The organism is Lactobacillus sp. M0403 (assembly GCF_016101265.1).
Lineage (GTDB): Bacteria > Bacillota > Bacilli > Lactobacillales > Lactobacillaceae > Lactobacillus > Lactobacillus apis.
Window position 1 is genome coordinate 75,203 of sequence record NZ_JACFQV010000007.1, and the last position, 12,861, is coordinate 88,063.

The 12,861-nt window shown below is 37.7% G+C and carries 10 protein-coding genes; all 10 read left to right on the plus strand.

Annotated features, from left to right (window positions below; genetic code table 11):
• Positions 1-76 precede the first annotated feature (76 nt).
• Entirely contained in the window at positions 77-2,656 is a 2,580-nt protein-coding gene (gene mutS / locus H3T48_RS08200) for a DNA mismatch repair protein MutS (RefSeq protein WP_198189131.1), read from the plus strand.
• 2 nt (positions 2,657-2,658) lie between these two features.
• Positions 2,659-4,542 carry a DNA mismatch repair endonuclease MutL gene (mutL, locus tag H3T48_RS08205; protein WP_198189125.1) on the plus strand — a complete coding sequence of 628 codons (1,884 nt, stop codon included), beginning with the start codon at positions 2,659-2,661 and terminating at the stop codon, positions 4,540-4,542.
• Between the two features lie 3 nt (positions 4,543-4,545).
• Positions 4,546-5,130, plus strand: a complete 585-nt coding sequence (gene ruvA / locus H3T48_RS08210) for a Holliday junction branch migration protein RuvA (RefSeq protein ID WP_074426260.1) — start codon at positions 4,546-4,548, stop codon at positions 5,128-5,130.
• A 34-nt stretch (positions 5,131-5,164) separates the two neighbouring features.
• Positions 5,165-6,181, plus strand: coding sequence for a Holliday junction branch migration DNA helicase RuvB (gene ruvB / locus H3T48_RS08215; RefSeq protein WP_046307375.1), 1,017 nt, complete (start codon positions 5,165-5,167; stop codon positions 6,179-6,181).
• A 71-nt stretch (positions 6,182-6,252) separates the two neighbouring features.
• Positions 6,253-6,690 carry a preprotein translocase subunit YajC gene (yajC, locus tag H3T48_RS08220; protein ID WP_198189126.1) on the plus strand — a complete coding sequence of 146 codons (438 nt, stop codon included), beginning with the start codon at positions 6,253-6,255 and terminating at the stop codon, positions 6,688-6,690.
• Positions 6,691-6,810: 120 nt separating this feature from the next.
• Entirely contained in the window at positions 6,811-8,259 is a 1,449-nt protein-coding gene (zwf, locus tag H3T48_RS08225; RefSeq protein WP_198189127.1) for a glucose-6-phosphate dehydrogenase, read from the plus strand.
• Positions 8,252-9,388, plus strand: coding sequence for a DNA polymerase IV (gene dinB, locus H3T48_RS08230; protein ID WP_232349919.1), 1,137 nt, complete (start codon positions 8,252-8,254; stop codon positions 9,386-9,388). Before zwf ends, dinB begins: the two co-directional genes overlap by 8 nt.
• Before the next feature lie 55 nt (positions 9,389-9,443).
• Entirely contained in the window at positions 9,444-10,400 is a 957-nt protein-coding gene (locus H3T48_RS08235; RefSeq protein ID WP_198189129.1) for a bifunctional oligoribonuclease/PAP phosphatase NrnA, read from the plus strand.
• Positions 10,393-11,754, plus strand: a complete 1,362-nt coding sequence (locus tag H3T48_RS08240) for a DEAD/DEAH box helicase (protein WP_198189130.1) — start codon at positions 10,393-10,395, stop codon at positions 11,752-11,754. Before H3T48_RS08235 ends, H3T48_RS08240 begins: the two co-directional genes overlap by 8 nt.
• Positions 11,755-11,980: 226 nt before the next feature.
• Positions 11,981-12,514: a TetR/AcrR family transcriptional regulator gene (locus tag H3T48_RS08245; protein WP_122035638.1), complete on the plus strand. Its 534-nt coding sequence runs from the start codon at positions 11,981-11,983 to the stop codon at positions 12,512-12,514.
• Positions 12,515-12,861 lie beyond the last annotated feature (347 nt).

Here is a 12,861-nt window from a genome sequence, read left to right on the forward strand (position 1 = left end):
AGATAGTTTAGCGTATAATGATAACAGTAACGCAAAAGAAGAAGAGGAACAAATGGCTAAAGCAAATTTAACTCCGATGATGGAGCAATATCACGAAATTAAAAAGCAATATCCCGATGCTTTTCTTTTTTATCGCGTCGGGGATTTTTATGAACTGTTTGAAGACGATGCCGTCAAGGGTGCACAGATTCTTGAACTAACTTTAACGCACCGATCAAATAAATCAGAAAACCCAGTTCCAATGGCGGGTGTTCCTCATGTTGCTGTTGATTCCTACGTGGATACTTTGGTTGAAAAGGGTTATAAAGTAGCGCTATGTGAGCAGCTTGAAGATCCTAAAGAAGCTAAAGGGATGGTCAAACGAGGTATTATTCAACTAGTTACACCAGGAACACTAATGAACGACAAGCCAAGTGAGGCTAAGGAGTCCAACTATTTAACTTCCGTTGTTACTACTAAAAACAGCTTCGGCTTGGCCTATAGTGACTTGTCGACAGGTGAAATTTATACGACACATTTAAAAACTTTTGCGGCCGTTTCAAATGAACTACTATCCTTGCGAACTAGAGAAGTTGTTTATAATGGACACTTAAGCGACCGCGACAGTGAATTTTTGCATAAAGCTAATATTACAGTTTCAGAGCCGGCTGAATTAACTGGTAATCATGCTGAAGTTTCATATGCCCAACAGAATTTAACTAATGAGGCTGAAAAAGAAGCAGTTAAGCAATTAGTTGGTTACTTGTTGCAGACACAGCGTCGCAGCTTAGCGCACTTACAGATTGCTCAAAGTTATGAAGTCAGCCAATATTTGCAAATGTCACATACTGTTCGTGACAACTTAGAACTAACTGCTTCAGCTAAAACAGGCAAAAAAATGGGCTCACTTTTTTGGGTGCTCGATAAAACTCACACTGCAATGGGTGGACGTCTTTTAAAGCAGTGGCTTGCTCGTCCACTTTTGTCGGTTAATGAACTGACTAACAGACAGGAAATGGTCCAAGCTCTCCTTGATGGCTATTTCACACGCGAAAACGTTATTGATTCGCTAAAGGGCGTCTATGATTTGGAAAGACTAACAGGACGAATTGCTTTTGGTAACGTTAACGCTCGTGAACTTTTGCAACTAGCACATTCACTTCAAGCTGTTCCCGACATTTTGACTTCATTGGCAAATTCTGATAATCCCGTGTTACAGAACTTTGCGCAAAAGATTGATCCACTAAAAGGAGTTGCTGAGTTAATTAGTTCAACCATTGTCGAACAACCACCAATTTTGACTACAGAGGGTGGCTTGATTCGTGAAGGCGTTGACAGTCAGCTAGACCGTTATCGTGATGCAATGAATAATGGTAAAAAATGGCTAACTGAGATGGAACAGACCGAGCGTCAGAAAACTGGAATTGATAATCTGAAAGTTGGCTATAATAAGGTTTTTGGCTATTATATTCAAGTCACCAATTCAAATAAGAGTAAGGTGCCATTAGATCGTTATACACGCAAGCAGACCTTAACTAATGCTGAAAGATATATCACACCAGAACTAAAAGAACACGAAAATTTGATTTTGGAAGCTCAAACCAAGTCGACAGAACTTGAATATCAATTATTCGTCAAATTACGTGAAGAAGTTAAAAAAGATATTTCTGCTTTACAAAAGTTAGGTGCGCAGATTGCTGAGCTTGACGTCTTTTGTTCGTTTGCGCAAGTGGCCGAAGAAAATAATTACTGTCGTCCAAGTTTCCATACAGATAATCAGGATGTGAAAGTTGTTCTTGGCCGTCATCCCGTTGTTGAAAAGGTTATGAAGTCAGGAAGCTATATTCCAAATGACATCAAGTTGGCAAATGATACCGATATTTATCTTATTACTGGACCAAATATGTCTGGTAAGAGTACGTACATGAGACAAATGGCTTTAATTGCAGTTATGGCTCAGGTCGGTTCATTTGTTCCAGCAGATAGCGCAGATTTGCCGATTTTTGACCAAATTTTTACAAGAATTGGTGCAGCAGACGACCTGATTTCGGGTCAAAGTACTTTTATGGTTGAGATGACCGAAGCAAATGAAGCTTTGCAAAACGCAACTAAAAGAAGTTTGGTTTTATTTGATGAAATTGGGCGTGGGACTGCGACGTATGACGGTATGGCCTTGGCAGGAGCAATTGTGCAGTACTTACATGATGAAGTTGGTGCTAAGGTTCTATTTGCAACTCACTTCCATGAATTAACTGCACTTGAGCAGACCTTACCTCGTTTGAAGAATATTCACGTTGGCGCAACTGAAGAAAATGGTAAGTTAATCTTTTTACATAAGATTTTGCCAGGTCCAGCAGATCAAAGCTATGGTATTCACGTTGCTCAATTAGCAGGATTGCCACGTAAAGTTCTTCGTCAGGCAACAAAATTACTCAATCGTTTAGAAGCACAAGGTAATGATTTGGGGCCATCTTCGGCTCAACTTGACTTATTCTCAAGTGCTACTAGTGATGAAGACGAAAATCCAGTTGAGACGGCTAATTCTGAAAACAAGTTAACAGATAAAGAAAAAGACGTTCTAGATGAAATTTCGAATCTCTATCTGGCTGACCAGACACCGCTTCAAATAATGCAACAAGTTGAAAACTGGCAAGAAGACTTAAAGGATGAGGACTAATCATGGGTCAAATTCACGAATTATCAGTCAATTTATCCAACCAAATAGCTGCTGGAGAAGTAATTGAGCGACCAGCAAGTGTAGTTAAAGAATTAGTTGAAAATGCAATTGATGCCGGTAGTTCTCGCATTCGAATTGACTTTATTGATGCTGGCTTGAAGCAAATTGTTGTTCAAGACAATGGCTCAGGTATTCCAAGTGATCAGATTGATCTTGCCTTCACCAGACATGCGACTAGTAAAATTAATAATGAACACGACTTATTTAACGTGGCAACGCTTGGATTTCGGGGAGAAGCATTGGCCTCGATTGCTGCTGTAAGTCATGTGGAAATTTTAACTAATTCGACGGGGACCATTGGAACTAAAGCGGAATTTTCTGCTGGCGTAAAGAAAAGTCAGGAAGATGCTGCGGCTACTAAGGGAACCCAAATAACCGTTAAAGATTTATTTTTTAACACACCTGCTAGATTAAAATACCTTCGTAGTCCGCGAACAGAAATTATGAAAATCGTTGATATTGTTAATCGAATTGCTCTTGGCTATCCAGAGATTTCGATTACTTTGATGAATGAAGGACGTTTATTGCTCAGAACAGCTGGCAATGATAACTTGAAGCAAACTGTTTCAAGTGTTTATGGCCGTTCAATTGCTGAAAAAATGATGCCTTTTCAGAGCAGTGATAATGATTTTGAGATTGAAGGATTAATTTCTAAGCCAGGTCTGACTAGATCAACACGTAATTTTATTTCAGTCCTACTTAACGGTCGCTATATCAATAATTTTCAATTGGCTACGGCAGTTATGGATGGCTATGGAACAAATTTGAGCGCCAAGCACTATCCAATAGCAGTGGTCAAAATAAAAGTTGATCCGTTACTTGTTGATGTCAATGTGCACCCGACGAAGCGTGAGGTTCGACTTTCAAAAGAAACTGAACTGAGTCGCTTAATTACCAACGCAATCAGCAGTGCATTATTAGCTGATGATGTTCAGGCTGATGCGATTGAAAATTTAAATTCTTCGACTGAAGAAACCAGAATTGATCAGTTAAAGTTTAATCTTAATAAGAACGTCGTTGAAACTAAAAGGCCTGAAATAACGAGTGATGAAGTTCATGAAACCCCTGCTACTGAAATTCACCAGGATCACAATCAGCAATATGTTGATTTGAATGAGCCACGTGAGGATGATCGCTATATCATTACAAAAACTTGGAAGGAAAATGTTGCTAAGCAAGTACAACTTAGACCCTTTTCCAAATCAAAGCTGACTGAAGAAGTGATTTCAGCTGGCGATGAGGTTTTAGCAAATAGCCTGCCAGAACTAAAACTGGTTGGACAAACTAGTGTATACTTAATTGCTACTAGTGGGGATGATCTATATTTGGTTGATCAAGTTGCAGCTAGACGATTGATTTCTTTTGAAAAAATTAGGGCAGAAATGTCTGCACAACAAATCAATCAACAAGGATTACTAACACCACAAATTTTAGAGTTTGGCAGTCTGGATTTTATTCAAATAAAAGACAAGTTACCGGAAATCGAAAAAATCGGTATTTTTCTGGAAGAATTTGGGCAAGATACATTTATTTTAAGGTCGTATCCAACCTGGATTGAAGGTGACCTTGAACAGTCAATTAGATTGATTTTGGATAGCTATTTGAATGTTGACCAAAATAATTATGCAAATTTAGTTAAGCGAATAGCTGCTGATCAAGCTCAAAGAGCAGTTCCTGGACGAAAAAAATTATCAGCTGCCGATTGCAACAACATTTTGACGACCTTGCGCCAAATAGGTGATCCTTATCATGATGCAAAAGGAAACGTTGTGGTTGTGCGCTTACGTGAAAATGACTTGCGGAAAATGTTTAAAAAGGGTGAATAGTTAATGTATGAATATCTTTCTGGTGTAATCACTGTGGTGAAACCAGACTACATTGTAATTGACGTTGGTGGCGTGGGCTATAAAGTTTTTAGTCCCACTCCATTTGCGTATCAAGAGGGGCAGAAAGCGAGAGTTTTTATTGAACAAATCGTTCGGGACACTGGAATAACGCTTTTTGGCTTTCAAACTGAAGATGATAAGGGACTATTTTTGAAACTACTCAGTGTAAGTGGGATAGGACCAAAGTCGGCGTTAGCAATAATGGCCGCTGAAGACAGTAACTCACTGGCTGAAGCAATTGAACAGGGAGAAGTGAAATATCTTACTCGGTTCCCTGGTGTTGGCAAAAAGACTGCTTCGCAAATTGTCCTCGATTTAAAAGGAAAACTTGGCGATTATGTTCAGAAAATTGACAAATTTGCTGATCAAGAAGTTTCTCCTGAATTAAATGATGCACTCCTAGCATTGTTAGCACTTGGCTACACTAAGAAAGAAGTTGACCGGATCACGCCTACTTTGGCAGCTGAAAAGGAAACATCGGCTGATCAATATATTAAAAAGGGACTCGCTTTATTGTTAAAGAAGTAGTTTCTGTGATAAGTTAAACAAAAAGGAAGTGAAAATGGTAATGAATGAAGATGATTCAATTGTTTCAAGAGAAGTTCAAGGAAAAAATGAAGAGCAGACAGAGTTTTCATTGCGCCCGCAAAACCTTAAAGAATATTTAGGTCAAACAAGGGTTAAGAAGGAAATGTCTGTTTACATTGAAGCAGCAAAAAAGAGGGATGAGGCACTGGATCACGTTTTGCTATACGGTCCTCCCGGCCTTGGTAAAACTACTTTAGCTTTTGTCATAGCAAATGAACTTGGCGTCAATTTAAAAAGTACCAGTGGTCCTGCAATTGAAAAGGCGGGTGATTTAGTTGCACTATTAACTGATCTTGATCCAGGAGATATTCTATTTATTGATGAAATTCATCGCTTGCCCAAGCCAATTGAGGAAGTACTTTATTCTGCCATGGAAGACTTTTATGTCGACATTGTAATTGGAGAAGGGCAAACAACTCACGCTGTTCATGTGCCACTGCCACCTTTTACCTTAGTTGGTGCAACAACTTTGGCTGGACAGTTATCCGCCCCTTTGCGAGATCGTTTTGGAATTGTTGAACATTTACAATATTATGATGTTGATGAACTTCAAAAGATTATTCAACGTTCAAGTGAAGTTTTTAATATTAAAATAGGAGATCAAGCTGCTCATGAGCTTGCTAGAAGATCGCGTGGTACGCCTCGAGTAGCCAACCGTTTATTAAGACGTGTTCGTGATTTTGCGCAAGTAAAGGGTGAAAAAGTTATATCCTATGAGACGACTAGAGACTCACTTAAACAACTACAAGTTGATGATGAAGGACTTGACCAGACCGACCGCAAGATTTTGCGAGTGATAATTGAGAGTTACCATGGTGGACCAGTTGGTGTTCGAACAATTGCCGCAAATACTGGTGAAGATGTTGAAACAATTGAGTCTTTATATGAGCCATATTTATTACAACACGGTTTTTTATTAATGACACCGCGCGGGCGCATGGTAACTGAAAAAGCATATTTGCAGCTTGGATTGCCAGTTCCGAACGAATAGTGCAAATGTTGCTTATGTTTTGTATAATATATTTTTAGATAATTAGAAATTTTAATTTGAGGAGTGTAAACGTGAATACTTTATTTTTAGCTAATGCTAATAACGGCATGAGTAGCATGTGGACAATTGTTATCTTTATTGTTTTGATAGCCTTAATGTACTTTACAATGATTAAGCCACAGAAAAAGCAACAACAAAAGAAAATGGAAATGATGAATGAACTTAAAAAGGGCGACAACGTTATCATGATTGATGGCTTGCACGGTAAAGTTGATTCTGTTGATACTAAAGATAAAACTGTTGTGATTGATGCAGATGGTATTTATTTAACTTTCAGTCGCATGGCTGTTCAACAAATTTTGCCAGATAAAACTGCATCTGCTGAAGCTCCAGCAACTGAAGAAAAAGCTGAAAAGCCAGATTCTGAAAAACAAGTTGAAGAACCAGCATCTAAGCCAGAAGAAGACAAACCTTCTAAGTCAAATGAAGAATCTTCACCTAAAGAATAGATATAATAAAAAGTGCCCGGTAAGGCACTTTTTTTATTTATGATTATCAAAAACTGTGTTTAACTGAAAAGTAATATAAAATAAAAGTAAAGATCAATAATACTTTGAAAGGAACCTCTCATGAAAAATATTCCAGTTGTAATGATTATTTTTGGTGGTAGTGGCGACTTAGCCCACCGAAAGCTCTACCCCGCTTTGTTTAATTTATATGAGCAAGGCTTAATTCACGATAACTTTGCTGTAATTGGTACCGCTCGTCGGCCATGGTCTCATGAATATTTGCGTGAACAAGTCAGTGATGCTGTTCATGAAACCCACAGTGAAGTAAACGAAAATGACCTAGCCACTTTTGCAAGTCATTTTTACTATCAATCACATGATGTTACTAACGTTGAGCATTATGAAACTTTGAAAAATCTAGCTCAAGAACTTGATGATCGCTATAGTGCACAAGGAAATCGTATTTTTTATATGGCAATGGCTCCACGCTTTTTTGGTCAAATTGCTCAACATATCAATGATCAACATTTGACCAGTACAGGTTTTAATCGAATTGTGGTTGAAAAACCTTTTGGACGCGACTTGACTAGTGCAGAGGAATTAAATAAGCAAATCACTGCTTCATTTGATGAAGACGATATTTTCCGCATTGATCATTACCTCGGTAAGGAAATGATTCAGAACATCTTGCCACTACGATTAACCAATCCTTTGATTAAAAATGTTTGGAACAATTCTACAATCAAAAATATTCAAGTAACATTGGCAGAACATTTAGGTGTCGAAGCGCGCGGCGGCTACTATGAAACCTCTGGTGCATTGCGTGATATGGTACAAAATCATATTTTTCAAATTATTACTCTCCTAGCAATGCCAGAACCAAAAGATTTATCCTCAAAAAGCATCCATGCAGCTAAACAGGAATTGCTAGATAGTTTAATTATTCCTAATGAAGCAGAAATTGCTAAACACTTTGTACGAGGACAATATTTAGGAAGTGATGTGACTTTTGGTTATCGCCAAGAACCTAATGTTGCCCAAGACTCCAACACGGAAACTTTTGTCGCAGGTGAAGTAAAGTTTGGTAGAGGCCCGTTAGCGGGAATGCCAATTTACTTCAGAACTGGTAAAGAGATGCGCGAGAAAAAGAACCGTATTGATATCGTGCTGAAGCACATGTCTAACCAATACGGTCAGGCGCACTCAAATAATATAACGATTATCATTGATCCTGACATGCAAATTTATATTACGATTAACGGTAAGAAAATCAATACACCTGGGATTAGACGTGAAAATTTGGCTTATCAATTTACCAAAGAAGAGCAAGACAAGGTGCCAGATGGTTATGAACGTTTGCTCCATGATGTTTTTGTTAATGATTCAACCAATTTCACGCATTGGAGTGAATTGAAAAATTACTGGAAATTCATTGATGTAATTGAAGAAGCTTGGCAAAAAGATAACGAAAATGGTCAAGAGCCAGAACAATACTTGCCTTATCGAATGGGACCAAAAGCTGCAAACGATATCTTTGATTCGCCAACTGAACGCTGGATTTATGACTGATTATAGCGATGGCCTGCTGCCTAAAAACGATACTTCTCGTAAAATTATTCATATTGACATGGACGCTTTTTATGCATCAGTGGAGATGCGCGATAAGCCTGAATTGAAAAATAAGGCAGTCGTAATCGGACATGATCCACGTAAAAGTAATGGTCATGGTGTCGTTTCAACTGCTAACTATGTTGCAAGAAGTTATGGTGTTCATTCTGCTATGCCTTCGATTAGGGCATTTCGCCTAGTTCCGGCCGAAAAATTGGTTTTTTTGGAACCGGATTATAAAAAATATTATTCTGTTTCTGCTGAAGTTCATAAAATGATGCACGAAATGACCGACCGTGTTCAGTCAATTGCTTTAGATGAAGCATATTTAGATGTGACTCAAAATAAATTAGGCATCAAATCAGCTGTACAACTCGCCATTGATTTACAGACTCGTGTACGGAGAGAATTAAAATTAAATTGTTCTTTTGGAGTTTCCTACAATCGTTTTCTAGCTAAAATGGGCTCAGAATATTCAAAGCCATTTGGACGAACAGTAATTTTGCCCAGTGAAGCAAAAGAATTTTTAGCTGCACAAAAAATTGGACATTTTCATGGTATTGGACCAAAAACAGAGGAAAAATTAGCTGAAATGGGTATAACCACCGGTAAAGGTTTGCAGCAGACGCATGTTCGAGATTTGATTAAAGAATTTAATCGAATGGGTTATTTGATGGCAGAACATGCAAATGGAATTGATTTATCGCGAGTTATCCCAGACGATGAATACAATCGCAAGTCAATTGGAATTGAGCGTAGTTATGAACCATGCGTTTACGATAAGCAAGTAGCCCTAACTAATCTCAGAAATTACGCTAGTGAGTTGGCAGAAAAACTTAGCTATGGAAATTTTTTTGCTAGGACAGTTGTTTTAAAAATTCGTAATACTGAATTTGAAACAATTACTAGAAGAAGCAAATTAGAACATGCCACCAATCAGGCAATTGAATTTTACGAAGCAGCCAAAGAACTTTTTGAACCACTTGCAGACAGTTTCTTAAGCGATGGAATACGACTATTAGGCATTACGGCGACTGATTTTACTGAAGCAGAATTTGAAAACGTTGACTTGAATTTATTTTCAAGTTAGGGTGTTATTTCTGTTAAACTAGTTAAAGTACTTAAGAGATTAAGAAGGAGAAGAAATGAACACTTTCCCAAAAATATATGAAAAAATCGAACAATATTCGACAATTATTTTGCACCGTCACACTAGTCCAGACCCTGACGCTCTAGGTTCTCAGGCAGGACTTGCACGGTCATTAAGACTTAAATTCCCAGACAAAAGAATTTTATGTGCAGGTGAAAATGATGAAGGTGATTTGGCATGGATTAACACCATGGACGAAGTTACTGAGGTAGATTACAAAGGTGCATTAGTTATTACAACCGATACCGGTAATACTGCGAGAATATCTAATAAGCTATACAGTAAGGGTGACTTTTTAATTAAAATCGATCATCACCCAGATGTTGAACCATATGCGGATTTGAGCTTTGTTGATGACGAAGCACCAGCTGCTTCCCAAATTGTTGCGGACTTTTTATTTGAAGAAAATCTGCCTGTTACTGCAGAAGTTGCATACCCACTTTATGCAGGTATTGTTGGTGATACTGGTCGCTTTATGTATCCGGAAACATCAGAACATACCTTCAATGTTGTTGCAAAATTGACAGCAACAGGCATTAACATTAACGAAATTGCTCGTAATATTAGTGATGTAACTTTTGCGCAGGCCAAATTACAAGCAGAAGTGCTTGAATATATGAAAGTTGATCCTAGTGGCGCGGCATATGCGATTTTGACAAGGGATGCACTAGAAAAACTAGGAGTAGATTCTGATCAAGCATCATGTACTGTATCAACTCCTGGAAGAATTAAAGACATTATTGCTTGGAATGTTTTTGTTGAAAAACCAGATGGAACTTTTAGAGTGCATTATCGTTCAAAAGGTCCAATTATTAACGAACTTGCTGCCCAACATGATGGTGGCGGACACGCCTTAGCCAGTGGAGCTAATGCTAAAGACATGGATGAAGTTAAGCAAATTTTTGCTGAACTAGTTCAGGTGACTAAGGAATATCGCGAAAAAAATGAATAATATTTTTACTAATGAAAAAATTAGACCAGAGTTGCGTGCTGGCTTAAAGAAAATACACTTTAGCCAGCCAACTAAAGTACAGGAAGAAGTTATTCCTGTTTTATTGGAGCGCAAAAATGTCGTTGTTCAAGCCGTAACTGGCTCAGGAAAAACGCATGCCTTTTTGGTACCAATTTTAAATGAAATTGATGAAAAACTTGAATATCCGCAAGCAATTTTGACTGCTCCTAGTCGAGAGTTATCTGAACAGCTTTATCAGGTTGCCCGTCAATTGAGGGATGCGGCTGGTCTGGATATTTCCATTGCTCATTTCGCTGGTGGTAGTGACCGTGAGCGTCAAATGAAAAAAATCAATAACCGCAATCCGCAAGTTATAATTGCCACACCAGGTCGATTACATGATTTTGTTGAAAAGAAAATTTTATTTTTGGATCACGTGCAAAATTTTGTCATTGATGAAGCAGACATGACTTTGGATATGGGTTTTTTAGCTGATATTGATTTTATTGCTCAAAGGTTACCTAAGACAGTGACTTTTGCTGCTTTTTCAGCAACTATTCCAGTTAAATTATCTAACTTTTTGCGGAAATATATGTCACAACCTGAGCAAATTGTCATCGATAATCCAGCTGTAATTTCACCTACAATCAAAAATGATTTGATTGATATTGGCGGGAAAAACCGCAAACGTATACTGTACCAATTACTAACCATGGGGCAGCCTTATTTAGCATTAGTTTTTGCAAATACTAAGCAAGCTGTAGATGAGTTGACTAAATTTTTGCAGGAGCAGGGTTTACGTGTAGCTAAAATTCACGGCGGTATTACTGAACGCGAGCGGAAAAGAACTGTTCGCGAAATAAATGACGGTCAATACCAATACGTTGTTGCGACAGATTTAGCAGCACGTGGATTGGATATAGATGGTGTGAGTCTTGTAGTTAATTATGAGATACCACGTGATTTAGAATTTGTGGTCCACCGTGTTGGTCGAACAGGCAGAAACGGACTTTCGGGTCATGCAGTGACTCTTATTCGCGCTGAAGAAATGAACCGAATTGCTGGACTAGAAAAAATGGGAATTCATTTTGATTTTGTTGAAATTAAAAATGATGAGCTAGTACCGCGAAAGCATTATCGCAGCAGAAATGAACGCAGTTCAGACTCATACACTGTTGATAATAAGGTCAATGGCTATGTTAAAAAAGCCAAAAAGAAGCGTAAACCTGGTTATAAAAAGAAAATTAAGCGTGTGATTCAACAAGATAAAGCGCAGAAAAATAAAATTGAGCAGCGTCATAAGATTCGTAAAGCAAAACAACAGCGTAAACGAAAACGTGATAATAACTCATAGATTTTAAGCAAAAGCCGTTCTTATGGCTTTTGCTTTTTTACTAATTAGCATAAGAAGAATATTATCTAAATAAAGAATAATTATTAACAATTCCTTATAAATGTTTTGTATGATAGCGGTTTAACTGCTATATTTGTTTATTGTATTATAAGAAAAAAGTGTGGTGAAGCAATTAAGTAGAACTAAAAATGATAGTTGATTAAAAGATAGTTTGGAGGAAATAAGAATGGCTACAATAAAGTTTGAAGAGGTTTTAAAGGGAGATCTTTCAAAGAGTATTGTCAGAAAATACACCGTAATTGATTTTTGCAAAAAGGCCGGAATTGAACGAGGTTCTTTTTACCAGCGCTATGGAAATATTTGTGATTTGTTTGCATCTGTAATGGTTTTACAAGTACGAAGAACTCTTCGCGGCTTGGAAAAAGAGTCAATCGAAGCAATGATTTTCAGAATGCTTGAAAAGGTTAGAGCTAATAAATATTATTTCTTAAACATAATCCTAATCTCAAAAGACTCACGAGTCTTTTATGATGTTCTGCGAAAAGAAATTGCTCTTGCAATAGAAAATTATATGCGGCCACGAGGAGCTTTTTCGGTTAGACAGGTAGAGCTAGTTGCAAATGGAATTTATGCAATTACGTACTACTGGATTCTAAGTGAATGCAAACATGATATTCGAGACGTTTATCAATGTATCTGTCTCCTGCTTAAAAATATAAATAAAACCAAAAAAGTGTCTCTAAGTAGCCACATAAATTAGAATGTTAGAAATAACATTCTTTTTTTATAAAAAAAGACTTGCCAAAAAGAGAAATAGTTGCTAGTATTAATAACTGTCGTCAGGACATAGGGCACAACAGCTCGAGCGATTGAACGACAAAAAAATCGAGCAAAACCAGTTGACAAAAGTTAGCAGGTTTAGTAAGATAACAAACGCTGCTAAGGCAAGTCGAAGATAGCGGTCAGAAAAAAGTTCTTGACAAAGAGAACAAGATCTGATTAAATATCTAAGGCGCTGCAACAAGCAGCAGGTAGTACCTTGAAAACTGAACAATGTTTTCGCAAAAATGTGCGGGTTTAAAGAACCCAAAACAAAAGAGCGAAGTC

Coding starts and splice junctions, on each gene's coding strand:
- mutS (WP_198189131.1), top strand. CDS start 77: ATGATGGAGCAATATCACGAAATTAAAAAGCAATATCCCGATGCTTTT.
- mutL (WP_198189125.1), top strand. CDS start 2,659: ATGGGTCAAATTCACGAATTATCAGTCAATTTATCCAACCAAATAGCT.
- ruvA (WP_074426260.1), top strand. CDS start 4,546: ATGTATGAATATCTTTCTGGTGTAATCACTGTGGTGAAACCAGACTAC.
- ruvB (WP_046307375.1), top strand. CDS start 5,165: ATGGTAATGAATGAAGATGATTCAATTGTTTCAAGAGAAGTTCAAGGA.
- zwf (WP_198189127.1), top strand. CDS start 6,811: ATGAAAAATATTCCAGTTGTAATGATTATTTTTGGTGGTAGTGGCGAC.
- dinB (WP_232349919.1), top strand. CDS start 8,252: ATGACTGATTATAGCGATGGCCTGCTGCCTAAAAACGATACTTCTCGT.
- H3T48_RS08235 (WP_198189129.1), top strand. CDS start 9,444: ATGAACACTTTCCCAAAAATATATGAAAAAATCGAACAATATTCGACA.
- H3T48_RS08240 (WP_198189130.1), top strand. CDS start 10,393: ATGAATAATATTTTTACTAATGAAAAAATTAGACCAGAGTTGCGTGCT.
- H3T48_RS08245 (WP_122035638.1), top strand. CDS start 11,981: ATGGCTACAATAAAGTTTGAAGAGGTTTTAAAGGGAGATCTTTCAAAG.